This is a genomic window from Alteromonas sp. W364 (assembly GCF_031846205.1).
In the GTDB taxonomy this organism is placed as follows: Bacteria; Pseudomonadota; Gammaproteobacteria; order Enterobacterales; family Alteromonadaceae; genus Glaciecola; species Glaciecola blandensis.
Map to the genome: position 1 here is coordinate 108,209 of NZ_JAVRID010000007.1, position 26,211 is coordinate 134,419.

General features: G+C 43.3%; 20 protein-coding genes. 11 read left to right on the top strand and 9 right to left on the bottom strand.

Annotated features, from left to right (window positions below):
* The first annotated feature begins 116 nt into the window (after positions 1–116).
* On the top strand, positions 117–2,723 hold the full coding sequence (locus tag RM556_RS12515; protein ID WP_311374737.1) for a M14 family metallopeptidase: 2,607 nt from the start codon (positions 117–119) through the stop codon (positions 2,721–2,723).
* A 69-nt stretch (positions 2,724–2,792) separates the two neighbouring features.
* Here the strand turns inward: RM556_RS12515 and RM556_RS12520 are convergent, their stop codons facing one another.
* The 4 genes from RM556_RS12520 to RM556_RS12535 form a co-directional block, all read right to left on the bottom strand.
* The gene (locus RM556_RS12520; protein ID WP_311374738.1) at positions 2,793–3,362 is read right to left on the bottom strand and encodes a GDYXXLXY domain-containing protein; all 570 of its coding nucleotides are present in this window, start codon (positions 3,360–3,362) and stop codon (positions 2,793–2,795) included.
* Positions 3,355–4,422 (bottom strand): DUF4401 domain-containing protein, encoded by a 1,068-nt coding sequence (locus RM556_RS12525; protein ID WP_311374739.1) that lies wholly within the window; start codon positions 4,420–4,422, stop codon positions 3,355–3,357. The genes RM556_RS12520 and RM556_RS12525 overlap by 8 nt, the downstream gene beginning before the upstream one ends.
* Positions 4,415–5,437 (bottom strand): DUF2157 domain-containing protein, encoded by a 1,023-nt coding sequence (locus tag RM556_RS12530; protein WP_311374740.1) that lies wholly within the window; start codon positions 5,435–5,437, stop codon positions 4,415–4,417. Before RM556_RS12530 ends, RM556_RS12525 begins: the two co-directional genes overlap by 8 nt.
* Before the next feature lie 100 nt (positions 5,438–5,537).
* A complete protein-coding gene (locus RM556_RS12535; protein WP_311374741.1) occupies positions 5,538–6,302 on the bottom strand; it encodes a ComF family protein in 765 nt (254 codons plus the stop codon).
* A 49-nt stretch (positions 6,303–6,351) separates the two neighbouring features.
* Here RM556_RS12535 and bioH point away from each other — a divergent pair, with 49 nt between their 5' ends.
* From bioH to RM556_RS12575, 8 genes are all read left to right on the top strand, one after another.
* Positions 6,352–7,167, top strand: coding sequence for a pimeloyl-ACP methyl ester esterase BioH (gene bioH / locus RM556_RS12540; RefSeq protein ID WP_311374742.1), 816 nt, complete (start codon positions 6,352–6,354; stop codon positions 7,165–7,167).
* Between the two features lie 105 nt (positions 7,168–7,272).
* Positions 7,273–8,019, top strand: coding sequence for a hypothetical protein (locus RM556_RS12545; protein WP_311362469.1), 747 nt, complete (start codon positions 7,273–7,275; stop codon positions 8,017–8,019).
* The gene (locus tag RM556_RS12550) at positions 8,016–8,708 is read left to right on the top strand and encodes a hypothetical protein (protein WP_311374743.1); all 693 of its coding nucleotides are present in this window, start codon (positions 8,016–8,018) and stop codon (positions 8,706–8,708) included. The genes RM556_RS12545 and RM556_RS12550 overlap by 4 nt, the downstream gene beginning before the upstream one ends.
* Positions 8,709–8,908: 200 nt before the next feature.
* Positions 8,909–9,166, top strand: coding sequence for a flagellar basal body rod C-terminal domain-containing protein (locus RM556_RS12555; protein WP_311362467.1), 258 nt, complete (start codon positions 8,909–8,911; stop codon positions 9,164–9,166).
* A 39-nt stretch (positions 9,167–9,205) separates the two neighbouring features.
* A complete protein-coding gene (locus tag RM556_RS12560; RefSeq protein ID WP_311362466.1) occupies positions 9,206–10,105 on the top strand; it encodes a putative metalloprotease CJM1_0395 family protein in 900 nt (299 codons plus the stop codon).
* Positions 10,106–10,247: 142 nt separating this feature from the next.
* Positions 10,248–10,679, top strand: coding sequence for a hypothetical protein (locus RM556_RS12565; protein WP_311362465.1), 432 nt, complete (start codon positions 10,248–10,250; stop codon positions 10,677–10,679).
* Positions 10,660–11,952, top strand: a complete 1,293-nt coding sequence (locus RM556_RS12570; protein ID WP_311374744.1) for a hypothetical protein — start codon at positions 10,660–10,662, stop codon at positions 11,950–11,952. Before RM556_RS12565 ends, RM556_RS12570 begins: the two co-directional genes overlap by 20 nt.
* 17 nt (positions 11,953–11,969) lie before the next feature.
* Positions 11,970–13,562 (top strand): sensor domain-containing diguanylate cyclase, encoded by a 1,593-nt coding sequence (locus tag RM556_RS12575; protein WP_311362463.1) that lies wholly within the window; start codon positions 11,970–11,972, stop codon positions 13,560–13,562.
* On the opposite strand, the gene RM556_RS12580 is transcribed toward RM556_RS12575, so the two are convergent.
* Together RM556_RS12580 and RM556_RS12585 are read right to left on the bottom strand one after the other, a co-directional pair.
* Positions 13,541–14,323, bottom strand: coding sequence for a YiiX/YebB-like N1pC/P60 family cysteine hydrolase (locus RM556_RS12580; RefSeq protein ID WP_311362462.1), 783 nt, complete (start codon positions 14,321–14,323; stop codon positions 13,541–13,543). The genes RM556_RS12575 and RM556_RS12580 overlap by 22 nt on opposite strands.
* Positions 14,324–14,325: 2 nt before the next feature.
* Positions 14,326–16,668, bottom strand: a complete 2,343-nt coding sequence (locus RM556_RS12585) for a Tex family protein (protein WP_311374745.1) — start codon at positions 16,666–16,668, stop codon at positions 14,326–14,328.
* Positions 16,669–16,851: 183 nt separating this feature from the next.
* Here RM556_RS12585 and greB point away from each other — a divergent pair, with 183 nt between their 5' ends.
* A complete protein-coding gene (gene greB / locus RM556_RS12590) occupies positions 16,852–17,331 on the top strand; it encodes a transcription elongation factor GreB (protein ID WP_311362460.1) in 480 nt (159 codons plus the stop codon).
* A gap of 90 nt (positions 17,332–17,421) precedes the next feature.
* Here greB and RM556_RS12595 read toward each other — a convergent pair whose 3' ends face one another.
* The 3 genes from RM556_RS12595 to RM556_RS12605 all read right to left on the bottom strand — a co-directional run bounded on the left by RM556_RS12595 (position 17,422) and on the right by RM556_RS12605 (position 22,672).
* The gene (locus tag RM556_RS12595) at positions 17,422–20,703 is read right to left on the bottom strand and encodes a S41 family peptidase (RefSeq protein ID WP_311362459.1); all 3,282 of its coding nucleotides are present in this window, start codon (positions 20,701–20,703) and stop codon (positions 17,422–17,424) included.
* A 205-nt stretch (positions 20,704–20,908) separates the two neighbouring features.
* Positions 20,909–21,805, bottom strand: coding sequence for a homocysteine S-methyltransferase family protein (locus tag RM556_RS12600; protein WP_311374746.1), 897 nt, complete (start codon positions 21,803–21,805; stop codon positions 20,909–20,911).
* Between the two features lie 39 nt (positions 21,806–21,844).
* A complete protein-coding gene (locus RM556_RS12605) occupies positions 21,845–22,672 on the bottom strand; it encodes a mechanosensitive ion channel family protein (protein ID WP_311362457.1) in 828 nt (275 codons plus the stop codon).
* A 372-nt stretch (positions 22,673–23,044) separates the two neighbouring features.
* Between RM556_RS12605 and RM556_RS12610 the strand changes: the two genes are divergently transcribed.
* On the top strand, positions 23,045–26,176 hold the full coding sequence (locus RM556_RS12610) for an efflux RND transporter permease subunit (RefSeq protein WP_311374747.1): 3,132 nt from the start codon (positions 23,045–23,047) through the stop codon (positions 26,174–26,176).
* Positions 26,177–26,211 lie beyond the last annotated feature (35 nt).

The window sequence follows — 26,211 nt, forward strand, 5'->3', positions numbered from 1 at the left end:
AGCGAAACGATAATGGCGGTATAATAACAAAATTACTTGAGTAAAACAGTCAAGTATTTGATTTTTTGCACACAAGTTGTAAAACTGTCGGGCAAATCGAAACCAAAGGACACTTTATGTTGAACCTACACGGCATTTCTAGCCGAATTCGCAGGCAATTTGTTGCTTTAATCACAATGAGCTTATTTTGTAGTTTGTTCGCAGTAAGCAGTGCAACTGCAAAAATCAGCGACTTGGACTATTTACCTCAAAATCAAAACTACGATAAGTCCATTCCTTTGCCTGCCGATATTCTAGGCTACCCTGTAGGAACGTGGCACGTGCGCCATGACCAACTAGTGAACTACATGTATGCTGTTGCAGAGGCGTCTGACCGAGTGACAGTGAAAGAGATAGGTAGAACGCATGAGCATCGGCCTTTATTGTTATTGACGATCACCAGCCCAAGTAATCACAGTAATATAGATGCGATTCGTCAGCAGCATATTCAACAAATTGAGAACGGTGAATCGGTACCACAAGATGCCCCTTTAATTATCAATATGGGTTATAGCGTTCACGGCAACGAACCTTCAGGTGCAAATGCTTCTATGCTTGTGCTTTATTATCTAGCGGCCTCGAACGGAGACGAAGTCAATACCCTGTTGAATGAAAATGTGGTTTTGCTTGATCCTTCATTGAATCCTGATGGCCTGTCACGTTTTGCTCAGTGGGCAAACTCACATAAAGGCAAGACACTCGTGAGTGACAAGTTGCACAGAGAGCATAGAGAACATTGGCCGTCGGGCAGAACCAACCACTATTGGTTCGATTTAAACCGTGATTGGTTGCTACTTACTCACCCAGAAAGCAAAGCAAGAATTCGCGAGTTTCATTCATGGAGACCTCATATTCTGACGGATTTCCATGAAATGGGTACAGACAGTACTTACTTCTTCCAGCCGGGAATTGCATCGCGTAAAAACCCTTGGACGCCAGACACCAATGTAACGCTAACGGCAGCTTTGGGCGATTTCCATGCCAAAGCTTTAGACAATGATAAGCAACTCTATTTTACCCAAGAAAGCTTTGATGATTTTTATTATGGTAAAGGCTCAACTTACCCAGATGCTCATGGCAGCATCGGTATTTTGTTTGAGCAAGCGAGTAGCCGAGGACATTTGCAAGATTCCATCAATGGCTTGTTGAGTTTCCCAGATACTATCCAAAACCAAGTCACTACCTCCTTATCTACCTTTAAGGGCGCCCTAGCAAATAAAAAGGCGATATTGGCGTATCAGAAACAGTTCTATGCTGATACTAAAGACCTGATGAAAGATGACAAGATTGAAGGTTTTGTTATCCAAGGAAATAAAGATGAAAGTCGTTTCGAGCGTGTCGCATCGATTTTGGCGTCGCATCAGATTGATTTCAAATATGTCAGCAAAAGCACTAAAGTGAAAGGTCTTGAGCTAGCTGCCAATAACGCGATTTATGTGCCGGCGAAACAAGCCCAATACCGCTTGTTGCGTTCATTATTTTCGGAGCGTCAGCGCTTTGCAGACAACACATTCTATGACGTTTCAAACTGGAATTTACCATTAGCTTTTAATTTGAACTACGCATCGTTGAATCGGTCTGAAGCTCGCAAATTGTCTACAAGTAATGAATATGTGAAAAGTGCGGTGTCTACCGGTATTGAAGCAGATGCTTACGCTTATGCCTTCGAATGGCACGATTACGAAGCACCAAAATTGCTTCAATTTTTATTGAGCAATGATGTTCAAGTTCGAGTGGCAGGTGCCGATTTTACAGCGCAAGTGTCTGCAAATGGAAAGGTCTCTGAACGTGATTTTAGCCGTGGAGCGATACTTATTCCTGCTGCTTTGAAACAACCTACCGACCTTATAAAAATGTTGAGCGAACAAGCTAGTGCTCTCAACTTGGCTGTCTACAATGTCGCATCGGGTCTCACCTCGAAAGGCATCGATTTAGGTAGCCGACGTTTTGCGCCAGTCAACTTACCGAAGGTCCTTTTGATTGGTGGTAAAGGTACGTCTCAGTATGAAGTAGGCGAAATTTGGCATTACCTAGATACGCGTTTAGGTTTACCAGCAACCTTACTTGATTTGTCAGACCTGAATGGGCGTGATATCTCTGACTATACGCACATTATTTTCGCGTCGGGCTCATATTCATCAGTGAATGAAAAGACCGTTGAGAATATGAAACAGTGGGTACAAAAAGGCGGTGTGTTGATTGGCCAGAAGTCAGCGGTACGATGGTTTAGTCAGAACAAATGGATTGATAACGAAGTATTCTCCAGAGCTGATATCGACGATGCTTTTGATACTGACGACTTAGGATTTGGTGATCAAAGCGCATTAGCAGCTAAAAAGCTGATTGCAGGATCTGTTTACAGAGCTGACGTCGATTTATCTCACCCATTAATGTTTGGTTATGAAGAGTCAACATTACCCTTGTTTAAAACCAATAACATGATTGTTTCTCAAGGCGACAACCCGTTTGACGAAGTCGCGACCTACTTGAAAGAGCCATTGGTTGCTGGCTACACTGCCGACGAGTTGCAAAAAATGATTGGCAGCACACCGGCGATTATCGTTAAGCGTACTGGAAGAGGTTCTGTTATTAGTTTCGTTGATAACATTCATTTCAGAGGATATTGGGATGGCACCAACAAACTGATGGCGAACAGTATCTTTATGGCGCCTTTGATTAACTAAATTATATTCTCGATATAACTACACACTCTCAGTAGCAGTGCCCAACTTGTTTGGGCTGCTACTTTTTTCTTACAACATTTCAGCACCTAAAAGAACCAAGTCCTTATCCAATAATCCAGTCAGCAATACTTCCCCTTTATTGTTTACCCTAAATTGCCCATACCGAGCATCTCGATATATTGGTTCATCCCCTTCAGCAAAAAAGAAACCATTTGTGGCGAACTTAACTTTATTTTGTCGCACGCGATATTGCAGTTTTCTCTGTTGAGGACCTAAGGGAATAGATTCCGCGTTGTCTGCTTCAATAGAAACGAAGCTCGCAACCTTATTCTCGTCAAGTTGGACAATCACGTAAGCTGTTTCTGGTAAAAGTGGCTGGGAAGCTTGGTTGTCAGAATCATCTTTCTCAGTCTGGCTTGATTCATCATATGAAGCTCTAATCTGACGTGCGATATCGAAGCGTAAAGTCATGTAGTCTCCCTGCATCAATGAGCGTGGATCCACCGGTGCCAATTCGATGTTAATGACTTCGCCCTCAGTGATGTGGGTTTGCTTTTGCCAAATAGAAAAGTTGATCAGTAATAAAATGATAAGAGTCGCTGCACCAACAATATATTTCTTCATACTTTCCTTAATCATGACTTTCTCCTATGGCTTGTGTTGGTGAGTACTGCGTTTTTTTACTGACATAAAGTAATACCAGACAAGCAGCCCCAACACCCATTAATACAAGAGACTTATTGAATAAGCTAATATCTAGCCAATAGTAATAGGCTGACAAGTTAAACAAAGCCGCTACAACGCCAATAGCTAGAAGGAAATGATTTCTTGAACCAAAGGCCAATAACAAAAGCATTATGCTTAAGGCGAGTCCGTTGGCATAAAACGTTAAAACGCAAACCGTGATGAGCAGCAGAATATGGCTTATAGCCACTTTGCTTGTTATTTTTAGGTTTTGTTTTGTGTACAACTGATGTAATACAAATAACAATACAGCGATAGATAGGCTTTCTTCTAACCAAGCACCCACGCCGCTCAGAATGACAAGCTCGTTATTTTCGTCGAAGTTAAAGTATCCAAAACTTACCTTTGTAATAACTAGGCCGATGGTTAAACCGTAAGTGATGGCGCGAGTAGCGGCTAACTTTGAGCTCAATGTAAATTCATTTAACCAGAGATAAGCGACTAAGAGCATCATTAATGGCGTGAACAAACTGGCTACTCCGGACTCATGTAGTGCGATCGATATGCAAATTACTGAGAACAGAGCGGACATGAAGCGGTTTATGCGATTAGGCATGATCAGTGCAACACCCATTTGAATGAAAGCAAAGACTATCCACTGTGCTTGTATATCGAATTCAAGATGAATAAATATTGCGACTGCTAACAGACCTTGACCGGCAACACTAATGGCTAGGCTGAACTGCGATAAAAACTCAGAGTTCGCGTTTTTCTGAAGTGTGAAGGCACCACCAAGGAGCGCTAAGCCAAGAATCGACGACGCGATACCACTTTCAATCATAGCGCCTAAAGCCAGTGCCATGAACCCTAGTAGAAATAGCGATGCCAACCAGCCGCAAAAGCCCATCAGCGCACTAATATACCAAGGCGTCTCTTTTTCACTTTTATCAGGCTGTGGCATAGCACAAACACCAGCGGTGCTGAGTGTTTCAAACCAATGATTTATACTAAGCATGACTTGTCTCCTCAGCTTTCATTTCTTCGTGTAGCTTTTTCAACCAGAAGGTCGACATAGCCCCGCCACCAATGGTTAACCCTGCACATATGAATAAGGCGAGTTCATATGCATTATTATCGAGAAGTCGGAAGACCACCATATTAAGCACAAATACAATGCTGAAGCAGGCACAGGCGAGCACAAAGATCTGACGTTGTTGCATGTAAAATAAATAAGCAATTACGCCAAGCCACGCTAACCATGCTACGAATTGGAGACCCTTAGTATCGTCTGATACATAAGCCCCAAATATCGCATCGGCAGCACCAAAAGTGGCAATGTAAGTGCCATATACTGCGAGTAGTCCTATAGCCCAAGCTTTATTAAGAAAAGCCAATTTCTGTGCTGCGAAGTGCCAAGCAATCAAACTGCCAAGGCTGGCTGCCCACATCACATTTAAAATAAATGTGTCGGAGTAGTAAAGTGTTAAAAAGAGAACTAAGGCTACATTGAGTAAGGCAAGCCATAACATCCAAATAGGCGCAAAGCGACTCACTAACACCCAAGGGGTGACAACCAAAGCCCAATTGAAGAATAACTGCCATGGATCGGCACCCGTTTGATAGGTTTGACCGAACAAGGCCATCAAAGCGCCAACCGCTAACATACTGCAGAAGAGTGCCCCGTTTGCTATCAATGGATTGTTTTGATACCGCAAATACGCCAGCACACTGATAATGATGAATCCTTCAACGATCGCAAACTTTGCGAAACGACCGATGTCTTGCCAATTAGCTGCAATGAAAAATATCAGTCCGCAGGAAAGTGCCAGCACGCCAGCCCACAGTAATAAGTGATCAATAAAGCTTTTCCACTCGCTGGTGGATGGATTGAACTCGATCGCCGATTTCGCTTCTTCGATATTTTGAGCATTGAGCTGGTTTTGCTCAATAAGGACGCTCAATGCCTTTCGTTTAGTGTCTTGTAGTTCCAAACTAATGCCTGCGGCAATTGTTGTATATGTGTTCAACATACTAAAGTACGTTGCATTAAACGCAATAAAATTGATTCAAGGCTTTTGATATAAAACTTAAGGTATCAATATTTAATACTTTGTGGCTCAGCTACTTTATCTAGCTCACTAAAGTCACCGCCATACACCAGACCGATATTGTCATATGTGGATTTTGTTTGAGCACCGCCTGTGCAGCGGAATTCATCGTTGCCCCTGTCGTTAACACATCATCGATAATTGCAATGTGCTTGTAATCACCATTGAGGCGGCACTCAAAAGCCTGATCAACATTATCTATGCGGTCTTGCTTCTGCAAATTTGCTTGTGCTTTGGTGTGTCGCACTCGGCGAAGTAAGGGCGCGTTTGGAATATGTGTGTGCGTGGTAAGCCAGTCCGCTAACACTTGTGATTGATTATAGCCTCGTTGCCAGTAGCGCCTGAGCGATAAGGGTACAGGTATTAATATTTCAGGTAACATACTTGTGTCTGATTTCTCCGGCGCTTCACACACATTGTTTACCGCCATTATTTTGAGCATGAAAACGCGCTGGTAAAATAGTGAAGCCAATGCCCTGCCAGCTACTGGTTTATTGTTAAATTTCAAATCTCTGACCATGAAGTCAAATGGCCAAACATAGTCTCCGATAGCATAAAGATAATCATATTGCGGGGTATCTAAGTATTTAAGGATATCCGGACTTGTGAGCAAATTGTCGTGAGTAGTCAGTGGGGAGATGAAATGTTCACAATAGCCACAAATTAGGTCCTTACTCGACTGACGGCACAAGTAACAATGTCGATGTGACAAAGATAACGCTAGTCTGCGATAGCCTAGGCCTGCTTTTTTTAAACCTTGTACTAGTCCTTTTTGCCAACTACCCATATACTTTCGCGCCAACGTATTCTGTTTATCGTAAAAGGTTACCACTGAAATGAGCACTGCCGCGCCGGCCAAAAGTACGGTTATCACTCTTGTTTTTATTCACGGTTGGGGAATGAACTCTGGCGTGTTTTCGCAATTAATTGAGGCATTGCGAACTCTCGATGAAGAGAGCGAATCAGTCTCTCATGTAGTATTCGATTATCTCTGCTTAGATTTACCCGGCCACGGCGCGCAACACGATATCATTCCTTCGCCCTACGAACTCAGCACCTTAGCTGATAGTGTTGGTTCGCAAATTCCTGAAAACAGTGTTCTGATTGGCTGGTCTCTAGGAGGTTTGGTCGCTCAGTATTTGGCTATGAATCAACACCCTAATATGCTGGCTTTAATTACTATTGCATCGACTCCTAAGTTTCAAATGGCTGACGCTTGGCCTGGTATTAAGCCCGAAGTATTATCGATGTTTACGGAACAGTTATCACTTAATCACCATAAAACGCTATCACGATTTTTAGCGATCCAAATGATGGGTGTAGAAAATGCTAAGGCGCTGATAAAGCAAATTTCAGCATCTATTGATTCATTGCCTACGCCTCATCCTAGTGCACTTGCTGCGGGGCTAGAAATATTACAACATGCTGACTTACGCCAAGATATAGGGCGAATTGTTGTACCCACTTTACGACTTTATGGTCGCCTCGATAGTCTTGTTCCACATTCTGCAATCAATCAAATTCAACACTTGCAGCCAAACAGCCAAACGCTCATTTTTAAGCATGCTTCACACGCTCCTTTTTTAACGGACGCGAAGGTTTTCGCTGAGCACTTGCGAGGGTTTATCTCTGCTATGCTCTTACACAGCTAGCATGGCCTAAGAGGATGTTGACTAAAAAAAACCTTGTGCATAAACTGGGAAAGGAAAATAACAAGTATCTATTCATGGTGAATAGTTTTTAACAAGGACGAAAAGATGTATAGGCTTTTAATCGTTATCTTTGCACTCACGTTGATGTCATGTAAATCAAGCCCAGATTACCTCAACTCTCAGCAGCTCACATCGCAATATAAAAATGTGGGTTTTGTTACTTTCCGAATGGAATCTCAGTTAGCCTTCTTCCAAGCTGATATGGAAACATTTTATCGCCCACGCATTACCGAGGCTTTACAAGACTTAGGCTTTCAAGTAGTTGACGCCAGCAGGTTATATGAGGTGATGGAAGCGTTAGAAAAAGACGCGCCAGGACTGTTCAACCCAAATACCGGGCAAAAAAATAGCGAATTAGAAAATGAACTTTTTATAAAAGCCATGCAACAAGTAAAACAAGAGCTAAATTTAGATGCATTTTTGTTTGCAGGTGTAGATGCCGTCAGAGCTAACTTTAGTAACAACTTATTGTTAGGGCACTATGCAAGGTGGTATGGGCAAAGCGAAGTCTATTTAGCTGATGGTGTTGATGCCGGTGCAGTATTGAGTACTTTGTTCACACAGGAAGAAGGCTATTTGCCCGGCGCGAGGTTATACCTTCGATTCCGTGATGGGCAGAACAATATATTGTCGGTTGGTTCAGGTGGCATTGAGTTGCTAGCCCGTTATGATGACGATGGTGAAATAGAGCCGAAAACTAGCGATTATTTATTTGATGACAAAGCGCAGTTGGCGGAGGCACTAGATTTCGCTTTAGAAGATTTAGCTAGTCATAAATCACGCAAAAAATGAAGTTATTAAGCTACTTATTTATCGTTTTTGCTTTGTCCGCATTAGCGGGCTGTAAAACCTTGAATTTCACTTTCCATGATCCTAAACCTACGGGTAGCCAAATAGTACTGCCGATTGAGACTAACGTTCAATCAAGCGCCATTTTTATTTGGCTGCCGCCCGCGTTTAAAAATGAGTTTGCAAGCTACACAAACGCTTTTACAAAAGATGCAGATAGTTATTTTCTGCAACAGGGCATTTCCAATCAGCATTCTGAAGATCAGGCGTTATTCAATGCAAACGCGGCTGAGTATGGCGGTATCTTTGATTCACGAACTGGTCGTTTAGATAAAGACACGCTGAATCTAGCAATCAAGAAAACCGCAACCGAGCTCTTTGGTTCTCATCCTGATGCTCAGGTTATTCTCTTTATCACGCCATATAAGGAAACTGTTCCGCTGTTTAACGGGTTTGGTCAGTGGTCCAATATTGAACAAAAGCAATCGACTGTTCCTGGAGACTCAAGTGAGTCGAGGCGAGCAACGAGTCTTCGTCTGAACTACTTACTACGCGATGGGCAGCCTCAATTACATAACATTGGTTTAGACATGCAAGATGAGCGCTTTGCAGAAGTAGGCAAATATAAGCACATCGTAGAGTATGTATTCAAACCCGTATTCAAGAAAGCTAGAGACAATAAAACGCAATAATGTGATTGGAAATCACAGAGGTGGTGAGGCACATTTAGCAGCACTTAGTGACTTGTGAATAAATTTTTTCAAATAAATGAAAAAAAACACTAAAGAAAATTTAGATCTCGCCGATACACCGGATAAGGGAAGGAATATCCTCAGTTTTTGTGTAGTAAGATCAGGAATATTGTTTCAATTATTAAGCGTAGAGGTCATCAATGCCCAACGGTATCGAAAATAGTAATTTGTCCAGCGCACTGTATGCAGGCGTGCAAGGCTATAATCAGGGTGCAGAGCAGGTAACTCGAGCATCGATTGATTTGGCTTCATCAAATAATCCAAATAGACAATCGCCGGTCAACATCAACCAAAGCGCAGTTGAAATCATTTCTGGTACAAACCAAGCCGAAGCATCTGCGAGAGTCATCAAAGCGGCAGATGAGACCTTGGGCACGATTATCGATACTTTTGCTTAATTCATCGCAGACCAGTTAAAGAGGACTGAACTCGCCATTATGAATATCGTCACCCCAATCCCTAACAGTTTTGGATATCCTACCTCCAACGTAGGAACTGATTCTGCGCGCAGGGATAATGTGCAAAGAGAGATTATTCCGTCTCTGACACAGGGTGAAAAAAGTGCAGCTGACAAAGGTGTGGGCGCAGAAGCAGATCGCAACAATCAATCAAATAATTTAGCAAACCTCTTACAAAACCCAACTTACGATAAACCGACTATTAACCAAGCCTTAAATAACCCGAATGCTGGCGATGCAAGTAAAGACAACGGGAGTGATCAAAGTGCAGGTCGAGAGGGGGCAGAGTCTGAACAAGAAAAACGTCAGCAACAGTCTGAAGACAAAAAAGTCGAAGAATTAAAAGACCGAGACAACGAGGTAAGATTGCATGAGCAAGCGCACGCCGCAACAGGCGGTCAGTATGCTGGTGCTCCAACTTACGAGTATGAAACGGGTCCCGATGGTAAACGCTATGCTGTTGGCGGTGAAGTATCTATTGATATAGCCGAAGCAAAAACCCCCAAAGAAACAGTGCGTAAAATGCAGCAAGTAAAAGCGGCGGCATTGGCACCTGCAGAACCGTCACCGCAAGATTATAAAGTTGCCGCACAGGCATCGCAGAAAGAACAAGCAGCAAGAGCTGATATTGCCCAAGAGAATGTTGAAAAATTGAATGGCGATAAAAGTAATGCAACTGCTATTGGTGAGACTCCAAACGACAATGATTCAAGCGACTTTTCAGATATTTCAACTGAGCCTGCTGGGCAAAGTCGCGCCAGCTTGAAGGCTGATAACACTGATATTGAATTCAGTGAGCAAAGCCAAGTTGCGTCACAAGTGTTAAACAGTGTTTACTCTCTAAAGGCTGCAACAAGTAATTTTAGTTTGTTTGTATAAATTTATGATAATTACTCATTAATATTTTGAGTTTTCTGTCGACTACTTCTATAGTTTTTGTGTAGACAACACCAGAATGGAGAAGCAAATAACATTCATTAATTCATCTACATCACTGAATTTATTACGGTTATTGCTAGGCATGTTTTTGATTGCTCTGGTAGGTGTAGGCGTGTCTGTCCAAGCGCAAGAGTCAACCCCGTCCAACCCTGATTCACTAGTGGTCGTTGTGAGTACTAAGAATGCCATCGACACCTTGGATAAAAAACAGCTGATTGACATTTTCATGGGACGATTTAAAAGCTTTCCGAATGGTGATTTTGTTACACCGATAGATTATTTTGCAGGAAGTCCTCAACGCAAAGAGTTTTATGAATTACTCGTGGGTAAGAGTGAGCGCAAGATAAATGCTTATTGGTCTCGTTTGCTTTTTTCCGGTCGTGCAACCCCCCCAGAAAAAGCATCCTCAGTTCCTGACATCATTCAAATGATGAGAGAAGATGTGAACGTACTCGCTTATATTAATGCTTCAAAAGTGACTAAGGAGATGAAAATTGTTTATCGATTTGAATAAACCGAAGTCCTCAACGGTGCCTCTATTGTTGCTAGCAAGTATATTTACTTGTGGGCTGACGGTGAGTAAAGCAAAAGCCACTGAGGTTAGTTTTAGCGGTTTTACTAACTTGTCTCTTACTTATGCCGAGCATGACAAATTAGCTTATCGGAGTTCTTTGCAGAAAAATGGGCGAGAGGGTTTGTCTTTTGCTCCAGATTCAATTCTAGGCCTACAATCGAATATTGAGTTTAATGACAAGTTTGATGCCGTTGGGCAGATCATATTGCAAGACCGAGACAATACTCAATTTGCAAACTATATAGAACTTGCTTTTTTGCGCTATCAAATAGATCGTCACTGGTCTGCGAAAATCGGTCGTTTCAGCACTAATAGCTATTTATATACTGATTATCGAAATGTGGGGCATTTGCTCAATTGGGTGCGACCTCCAGTGGAAATGTACTCCACCGCAGGCGCTCTGGGTAGCATGGATGGCTTACAAGCTTCTTACATTCAAGATGCCGATTTTGGTGCAGTAAAAGTTGCTCTCTCGTATGGCCAATCCAATTTCATTGATGATGTTGAAGGTGGTGAACTTACTATCGATTATTCTGAATTGGCAGTTCTAAATATCGAACTTCAATCTACTGACTGGCGATTTCATGCGGCATTCATCCGTTCAACATTAGATAATTTCGATACCGTGGGCATTGACGATGTGAAGAACCTGGAAGGAAACGTGCCACCATTATTTTCACCTTTTGCACGAGAGCTCGTTGGCAACATCGTACCCGATGGCAAGGTTATTACTTATGCATCTGTCGGAGGCCAGTATAATGTTGATAGTCTGGAGCTGAATGCTGAACTTTTTGATTATGACAGTGACTGGGTTTTAGCCGGCGGCTCCGTTGGCGGATATATTAGCGCGGCCTATCAGCTGGGTAACGTTAAGCCTTACTTGACGCTAGCGACTCACAATCGTAGATTGGCTCCTGAGGTGATAGATTATGAGCGTGCTGAATCATTACTTCCTCCAGTTGCATTTCAGCAGTTAGTCATTTTATCTGCTGAATCAAACGAAGCTGTTCGCGGGGCATCATATGACCAAAAGTCTATAAGTGCTGGTGTTAGATGGGATTTTCATGAAGCATGGTCGTTTAAGGTTCAGTTTGACCATTTTAGAACAAGTGAGTTTGGTAGTGGTTTGTTTGGCGTTCAAGCAGGTTTATTGACGCCAAAGGAAGAACTCTCTTTAAATGTTTTGAGCCTAAGTTTCACCACCATTTTTTAGTTTAATTGGAGCTAATTGTGAAGCTATCAGTACGTATCAGTTTAGTTATCTGGCTCCTTTCGTTGGTGATCTCAACGGTCTTTGCGTTCTTAAACTACCAATTTCAATTGCAGCAGGCTACCCAACAATATCAGGAGTTAACTGCTCGATTGGCAGAAACCGCAAACAGAACCAGCGCAATTGCGGCCTATTTGGCTGATACTGAATTGGCTCAGCAAGTAGTCGATGGTTTAGTTGATAACGATTTGGTCGCAGCGGCTAGTATCAATATGCCCACCGAAAATTTACTCATCAGTGCCGGAGATACATCACCAAGAAGCCAAGCGATAAATATCGACTTAAAAGATCCGTTCACTGAAACTGAAATGGTAGGCCGTTTGACTGTTATCCCGAATGCACGCTTCATACAGCAGCAAGTTACCAGTAGCGCCCTGCAAAACGCTTATCTTTTAATAGGCTTGGGCCTTATTCTAGCCGTAGCAGTTGGCCTGTTTGTGCGCTCGAAACTAACCCAGCCAATTAAGAAGCTAGCTGATGCATTGACCTTAGTCGATCCAAGTACACCTGAGTTTAACTCTCCTATTCATATAGATTACAAACAAAAAGACGAAATTAGTGCATTGGCTCGCAAAACAAATGGGCTTATTGGCGCATTGAAGCAACAGTTCATGTCTGAGCGTGAGCTTCGTGAGGCAACAGAAGAGTTACAAAGACGCTTTAGGCTGTTGTTTGAGCAAGCAACAGCAGGTATTGCTTTATTGTCTAATGAAGGAGATATCACTATTGGCAACCCAGCATTTTATCAATTGTTTGGTGAGGAAGTGGAAGGCCACAATTTTGCGAATTTGTTTGAATCACCAGGCTTAGTTAAAAAACAGATAAACATGCTGAGTGAAGATAATGCTGATTCACAAATAGATATTGATCTAACGTATTTACAAAAGGATGAAAAACGCTATCTACATTGTTTGTTTTCTTCAATTTCAGACTCTCGTAAAGCTGAACGTAACGAATCTCAACAGCTTGTCGAAGTGATCATTTATGATATTACTCATCGCAAAACAGAGGAAGTTAAGGCGCGTTATGAAGCGGACCATGATTCACTCACCGGTTTGCTGAATCGTCGTTCAGGCTCTCTTCAATTAAGCGAGTTACTAAAGACTCGGCAAGAGAAGCAAAGTACTTTTGTTTTGATGATGATTGACCTCGATAAGTTTAAACCCATTAATGATACTTATGGACATGACGTTGGCGACGATGTTTTACAAGCGATCAGCACACGTTTACTCAACAATGCTGAAGAAGAGGGCGGCACTGCAGTCAATATTCGTTGGGGTGGAGACGAGTTTCTTATTGGTTTGATGCTTAATGATACGAATGAGTTGTCTGCCTATACTGAGGCATTGATTGAAACGATTTCTGCACCGATTGAAATCAACGAAGATTTACAGGTTCAAGTGGGAGCGAGTGTCGGGGTAATTATTCTTGAGCCTGAGCAGCAAGCCATTCTTGAAGCTTTAATCACAAGAGCTGACGAACTCATGTATGAAACGAAACAGCAGAAAGCAAAACGCTACACTATCGTAAACTATGCAGTTTCGTCTGACTGAGTAGTCCACACGATATCTTGATAATTGAATCCAGCATGTAAGGTCGGCTTAATAATTTCAAAATAGGGTGATAGGTCGAAATCTCTGGGCGTAAAGTGACTGTAATGTCGTTTGGCCAAAATCACTTTTTCTCTTATATTTGCGGGTGAATTCGTATCTGTTTTTAAGGGTAGAATGGGGTAGCGTATTGATTGAAATGCTTGAGCAACTAAGGTCGAACAAATTGCTTTGGTGGGATCACCACTACCAAACTCAAGCAAGCGTCTTCTGAAGCGCTGAGGTATTGGCGGTGTGGGTAGTAAAAAACGCATCAAGTCGAATATGTTTTTGGTATCGTATTGGTGGCCGATACGAGCAGTAAAATAATTGATCAATGCTTGGGTATCTTTTGCACTTAAATTAACAGGCCGACAAATTCTCAAATTAAAGCCATTGTACTTATTCATTGGAACCGTGATAACACCTTCTACGAGATCGGCTTCCAATAATGCCTTATGACCCTCGTGCTCACCAATATAAACTGCTACATGAGACCAAGTCGACTGTGTGAGATATTTTATTGCTGAGCTAATTCGACTATTCCCTTCAACTAGTATCAGATCGCCTGGCTGTAAATTAGCCGTAAGTTGATCTTCGCTAAGTGTGCTAAAGGTACGATATTGTGTGCTAGGTTTACTAAGAAACGCAGCAAGCTTGTCGCCTACTGCGTTGCCTATTCTTGAGAAGAAACCGCTTGAACGGCTTGTTTCTTCACTTGGCATGCTTACTTCTTCGCCTTGGCAAAGGCATCTGCAAAGGCATTACCCATGGCAGCATTCCCTGTATTAGGTTTATTCTTAACAGGAGCATTGCGTTGGCCGTTATGCTGGTTCTTCGATTGTGGACCTTTACCTTGTGACGAACGATCGCCTTTTGGCTTGTTGTTTGAACTGGCTTGAGGTGTGTCGTCCATGCGCATAGACAAGGAAATGCGCTTTCTCGCAATATCCACTTCCATGACCTTTACTTTGACTACATCACCGGTTTTCACCACTTCTCTGGGATCACTGATGTAGGTGTTGGTCATAGAAGATATATGAACTAAGCCATCTTGGTGAACACCAATATCAACAAATGCGCCGAAGTTGGCAACGTTGCTAACAACGCCTTCCAATATCATGCCCTCTTTGAGGTCATTCATGGTTTCAACGCCTTCTTTGAAACTAGCTGTTTTGAACTCTGGACGCGGGTCGCGCCCCGGTTTATCAAGCTCTTTTAGTATGTCCACGACTGTCGGTAGACCAAACTCTTCTGTGACAAATTCTTCGGCTTTTAAGCTTTTCAACAATTCGGTGTTACCAATCATATCGTTTACGGCGATATCTGCCTTGTTGGCGATAGTATCTACGACTTGATAAGTCTCAGGGTGAACCGATGAGGCATCTAAAGGGTTCTTGCCGTTCATGACTCTTAAAAAGCCGGCAGCTTGTTCAAATGCTTTTGGCCCTAATCGCTCAACCTTTTTAAGTGCCTTACGGTCAACGAAGGCGCCGTTTGCATCTCGAAATTGAACGATATTATTGGCTAAGGTTTTGTTTAAACCTGACACATGAGTTAACAATGCTGGGCTGGCGGTGTTTAAATCGACGCCTACCGCGTTCACACAATCCTCAATCACGGTGTCGAGAGACTTGCCAAGTTGGCTTTGACTGACGTCGTGCTGATATTGCCCAACACCAATCGCTTTTGGCTCAATTTTCACGAGTTCAGCGAGTGGATCTTGTAAGCGTCGGGCAATCGATACTGCACCACGCAATGATACATCCATGCCAGGTAATTCATTTGAAGCGAGTTCAGATGCTGAGTAAACCGAGGCGCCAGCTTCACTGATAACGATGCGCTGTACTTTCAATTCAGGAGTGGCTTTCATCATTTCACCGACCAGCTTATCGGTTTCTCGTGAGCCAGTACCGTTACCGATACTGATCAAATCGACTTTATGCTGTTGGCAAAGGGTGGCGATAGTGCGCTTTGACTTATCCCACTGATTTTGTGGCGCATGAGGAAAGATGGTAGTGGTGTGCACGACCTTACCGGTTGCATCGACAATAGCGAGCTTCACACCCGTTCGAATACCCGGATCTAAGCCCATGGTAACTTTTGGCCCAGCAGGGGCAGCCATGAGCAAATCATTCAGGTTTTTCGCAAACACTTTAATCGCTTCCGCTTCGGCTTGTTCACGTAAAGTGGCAAACAATTCTGTTTCCATATGCAAGAGGATTTTAATTTTCCACGTCCATTGAACAACAGAGGTGAGCCACTTATCTCGTGCAGAATCACTTAGGCGAAGTTGCAGTGTTTGTTGGATAAGGTCTTCACCATGTGAACGACGCACACCTTCTTCTTGCTGCGGATCGGCATCAATATTAATTTGTAGAATACCTTCGTTACGCCCGCGAAACATTGCAAGAGCGCGGTGTGAAGGGATTTTGGCGTACTTTTCTGTGTACTCAAAATAGTCTTTATATTTCTGACCTTCAGCTTCTTTGCCGGGCGCAACCACGCTTTTCACATGAGCATTTTTCGTCAAGTAATGACGGATTGATTGCAGTAATTCTGCATTCTCAGCAAATCGCTCCATGAGGATGAATTTAGCGCCATCTAAAGCAGCCTTCTCATCAGCGACCCCAGCGTCCGCATTGATATATTGCGCAGCCAAGGTTTCTGGATCGGCGTCAGCATTATTAAACAGTTCATTCGCAAGGGGTTCCAAACCTGCTTCAATGGCAATTTGGCCTTTGGTGCGACGACGAGGTTTGTACGGTAAGTATAAATCTTCTAAGGATGTTTTGTTGTCGGCAGCTAGAATTTTAGACTTGAGTGATTCATCTAGTTTGCCCTGTTCATCAATCGATTTAATGATCACTTTACGACGGTCTTCAAGTTCGCGTAAATACCCGAGTCTTTGTTCTAAATTACGCAACTGAGTATCGTCTAACCCTTGTGTCACTTCTTTTCTATAACGCGCGATAAATGGTACTGTGGCGCCCTCGTCTAGTAGATTAACAGCTGATTGAATTTGTGCGGGGGACACGTTTAGCTCGGAAGCAATTTTCTCGATGATCATGAACAACTCAATAATTGAAAACTTTGAATGGGTGTTTCAAGGGCGCAAGACCGCCGCCACTTGGCTATATAGCCGGATTATAGCATTCAGTGTTGGCGGTGAAAGTACTTTATGCATTAAAATGTATTAAGAGGCGAGTTTATATACCGCCTTAATTGAGATTTATAACCAGCGGACAGTATATTGAAGACCAAGTTGATTACACGCGAAGGCTACACCAAGCTAAAGCAAGAGCACGACTATTTGTGGCATGAAAAGCGCCCTGAAATTACCAAAATTGTGACTTGGGCTGCCAGTTTGGGAGACCGCTCAGAAAACGCCGACTATACATTCAATAAACGCGTTCTTCGTCAGATTGATAGACGAGTAAGGTACTTGAGGAAGCTACTACCCGACGTCACGATTGTTGATTACAACCCACAGCAAGACGGTAAAGTTTTTTTTGGTGCTTGGGTAGAAATTGAGAATGAGGCAGGTGAAACGAAGCGTTTTCGAATTGTTGGGCCGGATGAAATATATGGTGATGTAAAAGACTATATTTCAATAGATTCACCCATGGCAAGAGCCTTACTAAAGAAAGAAGTCGACGATACGTTTGTGGTTAAAACGCCCGAGGGCGCTAAAGAATGGTATGTGAACTCGATCGAGTATCAGAAAAGCTAACAAAAATATGAAAACACCCACAACGCGATTTAACGCATTATGGGTGTCGCTTCACTTGAACTAACGTTCGGTCATTGCTAACGAGTCGTTTTACAAAGACTTCATCAGCTCCTCAACAGCGCGTTCTAATTGCGGATCTTCACCTAATGCTTTGTATGCAGGAGGATTGAACACTTCAATATCTGGCATTGCGGGCACAAAATCCATATTTTCACCGCTTTCTTTCACCCACCAACCTCTGAACGGCATTCTGACTCTAGAGCCATCGACAAGCCCATACGAGCCGGTACTGATGACAGCGCCAAAGGTTGGACGGCCGATTAATTTTCCGAGACCTAATGCTTTGTAAGCGTGTGAAAATATTTCAGCGTTGGAGTAACTATTCTCGTTACTAATTGCAACTGATGGCTTGGTCCAAGCGGATAGCGGTAAGCGTTCTGAAAACGGATAAGTATCTTTAAACTTACGATGTTCTTTTTCCAGATCCTCTGCAGCGCCACGAGGAATGGTGTAGGAGTGTTGTTTCACATTTAACACCGCCATAAGGTAGTCTGTCGTCCAACCGCCACCATTGTAGCGAACATCTATGACGATACCGTCTTTGCCATAACCTGCAGCCATTAACTCCCTTTCAAATCGCTCAAAGCTGGACCAATTCATGCCGCGAATGTGCAAGTAGCCCAAGCGACCGTTTGAGTATTTTTCAGTTAATCTACGGCGCTCATTTACCCAATCATCATATAATTCGTTGCGTAAGCTACTCACCGGCCAGATGACGACCTCTTCGGTAGTCGACTCAGTATCAGTGCTTTGTTGTGCACCGCGCATCACTTCAAGAAGAACAGGTGTATTGACTTGACCATTAAGCAAGGCGTGAAAATTTTGGTTTAGTACTGATTGCTGGTTGACGCTCACAATAGTGTCGCCTATTTCTAGCTTGCTCTCATCTCGATGCGCTGGACTGTTCGGAAGCACTTTTGAAATAGTGTAACCCTGAGCGTTGTTACTACCTTCTATGCCAAGAAGGCCAGTTTCGATGTCTTGGGTCTCTTTAGGGTTATCACCACTGGATAGCCCCATGTGACTTGCATTGAGCTGTCCCAACATCAAATTAAAGATGTATTGGAAATCTTCATGGGTTGATGCTTTCAGCGCCAATGGCTCATATTTCTTGCGTAGGGCATCCCAATCTTTGCCGTGGAAATTTGGATCGTAAAAGCCGTCATTAAGTGCCCGCCAAGCATCAGCAAAGATTTGCTCTCGTTCATTGGCGTAATCAATCTTCATATTCGAGACGACTTTCATGTCTTTCGACTTATCGCTTTTAGTATCGATACGAACCAGTTTTCCACGCTGAGTGAGGGCGAATACATGTTTGCCCTTATTACTAAGGCTTAGCTGACGAGGGAAAACATTACCTTTCAGTACGGTCTTTTTATCTTCGCCATTCCATTTTATTTTGTACAAACTGCGGTCTATTTGATAATTCTGACGGCCTGAACCACCAATACTGTAATAGATATGCTCGCCTTTTTGGTCGAATACCAGTTGGTCTTCATTGCCAGCAAATTGGGTTACTTGAACTAAGCGTAAGTAGATATCATCGAAGTCGATAGTGATTTTTTTCGTTTCTGCTACCTCGGTATCATCGTCAGAAGCACCTTCTTCATCACCTTCTTTCAGCTCATCATTCTTATCTTTTTTCTTATCGTCTTTTTTGTCATTCTTTGGCTTGTCCATTTTGCTCAAACGCTTCCACTCTTCGGTTGAGCGCTGCCAGTCTTTCTTGTTTAACCAAGCAAACCAAATATCAAAATCACCATTATTTCGCATTGAGCTGAAACCTAATTTAGTACCATCAGGGCTCCAAACGGGGTTTACATCATAGCGAGGGTGCATGCTTACATTTACTGGTGCGGATGAGTTATCCGCTGCATGAATATAAATCTCTTCATTGAAATTTAAGTCTGATAGAGAATATGCCAACCAGGTGCTGTCAGGTGACCACGCTAGGCCAGAAGGGGTGTCCCAGCCATCCAGAAGCGTCAGTGAGTCACTTAATACGCCTTCATCACTGATTTGTGCAGTAATTAGCTTGCCACGGCCTTGTAAATACGCGACCTGCTTACCGTCGGGAGATACGACGGGATTTCTTTCATCTTCAGCGGTGTTGGTTAGTTTTGTTACCTTATGCTTTAAGCTAGCAAAAAGATTTTCTTCATCAATATCTGAAGATTTCAGCATATAGATATCGTTTTGACCTTCTTTGTCAGAAACGAATAACAGGGTATTGTCGTTTAACCAAGTGACATCACGGTCTCTAGAGGGACCTTGGGTTAAATTTACGCTGCGTTCATCCTTCTCATCATTGCGAGTGATATAGATATCACCGCGCATTGTGTATGCCGAAAGCTTACCGTCTGGCGAGACCGCATATTGGTTTATACCGTTAGTGGTTTTTCTTGCTACATTGGGATCAAAACGGAAGTCGCCGGTCACATTAATGTCGAGCGTTTTTTTACGCTTTTTTCGCACATCGAAACTGACCACTTCATCGCCAGCTTGATACACAATTGTGCGACCATTGTCTGTTGTACTAAAGTGGTTTATACCGAAATCAGTTTCTTTCGTAATCTGCGTAATCTTGCCATTTAACTCCGCCTTATGAACATTGTACTTGCCACTGCGGGGCGAAATAAAATACAGGCTTGAGTTATCGATCCACTTAGGCATGAAGTCGGTGCCTTTAAACGTGGTGAGTTGAGTGTAAGTATTTTTTTCAATATCGTAAATCCAGATATTACGATTGGCTGGTCCACGGTAATCTTCTCGGGATACGCGCGCAGTGCCTCTTACAAAGGCAACTTTTTTACCGTTTGGCGACATTGTTGCATCCAAGCCCAATGCATCCATGAAACGCACTTCTGTGCTTTGACCTGCTACATCAACAGCCATTATTTCGGCTTCACGCTCTACTTGCGCGTAAGTGCGGCGACTGGCAAACATAATGGTGTTGTTGGGAGCAAAATCGGTAACGCTGTCGAAGGATGAGTGGAAGGTAAGCTGCTTAGGCATGCCACCATTGGCGTCGATAATAAAGACGTCAGTGCTGCCAAATCGGTCGCTACTAAAGGCGATTTGTTTACTATTATTGTCCCATGAAGGACGCGATTCATAGCCTTCATGAATAGTCAGGCGGTTTGCTCTGCCGCCTTTAGCATCAACCGTCCAAATGTCACCCTGATAGGTGAAAGCGATAGTTTCGCCATTCGGGCTAATTTCAGTTTGTAATATGAGTGGCTGGGCGTTGACAGCAATGCAAATGAGCAACTGCGAGACAATGAGTACAGCGGAGCTTAGAATCCGTTTCATTTAGAAAACCTTTTTTATTATAATTAACTTGGGTCCGTTGACGAGAGAAGAACAGTACACCCACATGACATGCACCACTGCGTTGCCTGTACCGAGCAGAACTCTCGTTATGAGTTTACAATGCGTTTGGATTGCATGTAAAGGGACTGGATATTTGTTGCCTTGTTGTTGTCATTCATTGATTACACCAACAGTGCGTGTACGACTAAAACGGCTTGAATTTTGCGTCAACCAAACGCTGATGAATCGCCTTGATATGCTCCGGTCCTATTTCACAACAACCACCAATTATTGTGGCCCCACGTTCCACCCAAGATAAAGCATAGTCCGCGTAGTGTTTGGGACTTAAATCTTGTCGTGATTGTAACTCTTCTACTGTGTCGCCGGGGTACAGAGAGGTCACGGAGACGAAACCGTTGGCATAGGCACCAATTTTCTTTGTCGATTTGCTCAATAATGGCCAGCAGGCATCGATCGCTTCTGGTTGACTGCAGTTAAGTACGATCGCTTCTATTGGCATGGCCTCAAAAATAGTGAGTGCGTCTTTTAGGCTCTCTCCACTTCTTAATAGTTGGGGTTGATCGTCTTGTACCGTCAATCCAAGCCAAACAGGTTTTTCACTCTCAAGTCCTGCAACACAAGCGGCCTTTGCTTCGTCAATCGATGACATTGTTTCACAAATGAAAAGGTCACTCGCAGGGCTCTGTAGCTTCACCAAGGTTCGGTAGCTATCAAGAGATGCCTGATAAGGCAATGCAAATTCTGGTCGATAGCTGGCGACTAGAGGTGGCAAGCATCCTGCTATTTTGACCTCGGTTCTACCTGAGAGTTGCCTTGCTTCGGTTGCAGCGGACATCGCCATGGTATGCAAATCTTGCAGCTTCGACAGCGCATTCTGACGAGTCAGTCTTGTGGGTGTTGCAGTATATGTGTTTAAGGTAATAAGGTCTGCACCGCTACGAATGAAATCCAAATGTAAATCGCGCACTAGGGAAGGTTCATGAAGCATAACATCTGCTGACCACATAGGTGTTGCTGGACGCTGACTTCTGCTAAGCAGCTCTTGCCCCATGCCACCATCTAGTAATACTACCTTGCTCATTTACCTTCCTATATTTTTCTGGGCGAAGCCCATTAGACCTTAATCTTCTTTGACTAAAATAACTTTGCGATGCGGGAATGGGATCTCAATATTCGCCGCATCTAGGGCTTTCTTAATTTGCTCTGGTACAGAGAACTTCACTTTGAAATAGTCATCACCTTTACAGAACGGTCTCACGATAAAATCGACTGAGCTGTTATTTAACTCGCTAACTTCTACAAAAGGAGCGGGTTCTTTTAATACCAGAGGATGTGCAGCAAGCACTTCATCAATGACCTTGCGAGCGTCATCAATATTCTCGTTATAGGCAACACCAAAAGTCATGTCGACACCACGTACTTCATGAAATGAATGATTGGTAATTTGTTGGCCCCATATTTCACTGTTAGGGATAATGATTTTTTGGTTATCAAATGTTTGCATGATAGTGGTGAATAAATCGATTTCAGTTACTTTACCGAACTGTCCTGCTGCTTCTATGAACTCATCCACTTTGTATGGACGGAATATTAGTAACATAACGCCGGCGGCTAAGTTTGACATGGCACCTTGCAAGGCTAAACCTACAGCTAAACCTGCTGCACCAATGAGTGCAACGATAGAAGTGGTTTGTACACCAAATCGATTCAGGACAGATATAAATACAAAGGTTAAAATGACATAGCGGGCTATGCTTCCAAAAAATCGGAATAAGGTGTCGTCAAGACGCTCGTAGCGTTTTCCAAACGAATATACCGCTTTGTATGCACGGCCGCTGATCCAAATGCCAAGCAATAGAATCAGAATAGCCATTAAAATATTAGTCGCCCAGGCTATCGCGGCTGGCAAATATTGATTGATATCGAAGTTTTGAATGTACTCATTCATGGCGAAGTAGTTCCCTTAGTTACAATGACTATGATAGTTTTTTTGTTTCACTTACAGACAATCAAACTGACTCATCCATGAAGATACCGCGAGAGAGTTCGTGCACTAGTTCTAAATCTTACCGCTTAAACTCTCTCATGACTATCTAAACTCTAACAAATAGCGGGCTTTACGACTGGTTGAATTCCTTTTATATCTCATTAATACATTCATTATCAATATGCGTTTAATATGAAATCATAATTATATTTATGTTAAAGTATCATTATAGTACTCCCCAATATCCAAGGTTGAGGAGCCAATAATGTATTTAATCACACTGATCGCTATCGTTTACTTTCTGTTTATCGTGCGCCTGTTTAAGGAGCTCGTATGAATTTTTCTCAGTTTTTCATTCGCCGCCCAATTTTTGCTGGCGTTTTGTCATTATTAATTTTCATTGCCGGTGCGCTTGCTGTATGGCAATTGCCAATAACTGAATACCCTGAAGTTGTACCGCCGACTATCGTGGTGACGGCTAACTATCCTGGTGCCAATCCAAAAGTCATTGCAGAAACAGTGGCGAGTCCGTTGGAGCAAGAGCTTCAGGGAACAGAGAATATGTTGTATATGTCTTCTCAAGCGACGGCTGATGGACGAATGACTTTAACCATCACATTCGCCATTGGAACTGATGTCGACCTGGCACAAACCCACGTTCAAGGGCGAGTAGATAGAGCACTGCCTCGTTTACCTCAAGAAGTGCAGCGAATGGGTGTGGTTACACAGAAGTCGTCCCCTGACTTGACGATGGTCGTGCACATCACTTCACCCAACGATAAATACGATATGTTGTACTTGTCTAACTACGCTCACTTGAATATTAAAGATGAGCTTGCTGGTGTCACTGGAGTCGGTGATGTTCGTTTGTTCGGAGCGGGTGAATACAGCATGCGAATTTGGTTAGATCCAAATAAAGTCGCGGCACTTGAACTCACTCCAATGGATATTGCTGCTGCAATTACTGAACAGAACCAACAAGCGGCAGCGGGTAGTTTGGGGGCTCAACCTTCGGGCTCGAACGACTTTCAATTGCTCATTAACGTCCAAGGGCGGCTTCAGAATGAAGATGAGTTTGGCAACATCATTATTAAAGTAGGGGAGCAAGGTGAGATATCGCGTTTACGCGATGTGGCTCGAATAGAGCTTGGTGCCGACTTTTATGCTTTGCGTTCACTATTAGATAATAAGCCAGCTGTTGCACTACCTATCTTCCAAGCTGCGGGTTCAAATGCGATACAAATTTCTGAAGATGTACGCGCCAAGATGGCTGAGTTAAAACAGACTTTCCCGGAAGGCCTCGATTACAGCATTGTGTATGATCCGACCGTATTTGTGCGTGGGTCAATAGAAGCAGTAGTAAAGACTTTATTTGAGGCTGTGCTCCTTGTTGTGGTGGTTGTGGTGTTATTCCTACAAACTTGGCGTGCATCAATTATTCCTTTGGTAGCAGTGCCAGTTTCACTAGTGGGAACGTTTGCAGTGATGCATTTGCTTGGGTTTTCCCTCAATGCTTTATCCTTGTTCGGTTTAGTGCTTGCGATAGGTATTGTCGTTGATGATGCTATCGTCGTGGTAGAAAACGTTGAGCGGAATATTCACGACGGTTTAAAACCATTGGAAGCTAGCCAAAAAGCCATGCGGGAAGTAACTGGGCCGATTGTTGCCACCACGCTCGTGCTTGCAGCCGTGTTTGTACCTACCGCATTCATGTCTGGACTGACGGGACAATTCTATATGCAGTTTGCACTTACTATCACTATATCAACTTTTATATCTGCATTTAACTCCCTAACCTTAAGTCCGGCCTTGGCCGCAGTATTGCTAAAAGATAAAGATGCACCGAAGGATGCGCTAACACGAGGTATGGACAAAGTTCTAGGCCGATTTATCTTTACTCCATTTAACAAGCTATTTGCCAAGGGTGAAAAATCGTATGCCTTCGCGGTACAAAAAATATTGCGTTCAGGTGCCATTGTCGGGGTAATCTATATCGGCTTACTTGGGCTAACTGGCTACCAATTTCACACAACACCAACCGCTTATGTACCAGGTCAAGACAAACAGTATTTAGTCTCTTTTGCTCAATTGCCTGATGCGGCATCGTTAGATCGCACAGAAGAAGTGATTCAGGAAATGTCTCGTATTGCCTTGGCTCATCCCGGAGTAGAATCTGCAGTCGCATTTCCCGGTCTGAGTATTAATGGCTTCACTAATAGCTCAAACAGTGGCGTTGTGTTCGTGACCCTTAAATCTTTTGATGAGCGCAATACTGATGATTTGTCGGCTGATGCAATTGCAGGTGAGTTGAGCGCCCAATTCTTTGGTATTCAAGATGCCTTTATTGCTATTTTCCCACCTCCTCCGGTTCAAGGGCTTGGCACGATTGGTGGCTTTAAACTGCAATTGCTAGATAAAGCAAACATGGGTTACAACGAGTTGTATCAGGTAACGCAGTTGGTATTACAAAAAGCGTGGGCAACGCCTGAGTTGGCGGGTGTATTTTCTTCTTACCAAGTAAATGTGCCGCAACTGGACGTTCAAATTGACCGCGATAAAGCAAAAATGCAAGGCGTTGCGATCAACGATATTTTTAGAACGATGCAAATTTATTTGGGGTCGTTATATGTGAATGACTTCAATCAATTCGGTCGCACGTACCAAGTCAATTTACAAGCTGAAGAAAGCTTTCGTCAAGAACCCGAGCAAATTGAACAGTTGCAGATCCGCAATCGTCAAGGCGATATGATCCCCTTAGGTTCTTTTGTCAGCGTGAGCTATGTAGCGGGTCCTGATCGCGTAATGCATTACAATGGGTTTACCACGGCTGAGATTAACGGCGCACCTGCACCTGGCTTTAGCTCTGGTGAAGCTCAAGCTGCTATAGAAGCGATTCTAGCAGAGACTCTACCAAACGGCGTTACTTACGAGTGGACCGATCTTACGTATCAGCAAGTACTAGCGGGCAACACCTCATTACTTGTTTTCCCTTTGATTGTGTTGTTGGTATTTATGGTGCTTGCCGCTCAATATGAAAGTATGACTTTGCCGCTCGCTATTATATTGATTATCCCGATGACGCTTTTATCGGCGATGACCGGCGTGATTATTTCAGGTGGAGACAATAATATATTCACTCAAATTGGCTTGATAGTATTGGTTGGCTTAGCCACAAAGAATGCCATTCTGATTGTTGAGTTTGCCAAAGAAAAACAGGAGCAAGGCCTCAGTACGATGGATGCACTAATGGAAGCAACGCGTTTACGCTTGCGCCCTATCTTGATGACATCAATCGCATTTATCATGGGTGTATTGCCGATGGTTCTCTCAACGGGTGCGGGAGCGGAAATGCGACAAGCGATGGGCGTCGCAGTTTTTGCCGGCATGATTGGCGTGACAATTTTCGGACTACTACTGACACCTCTATTCTATAGGGTGTTCGTCCGCACGAAGTCTACACGCTAACAGCTCAAGGCTGTTGAGAACTCAATATTCGTCTA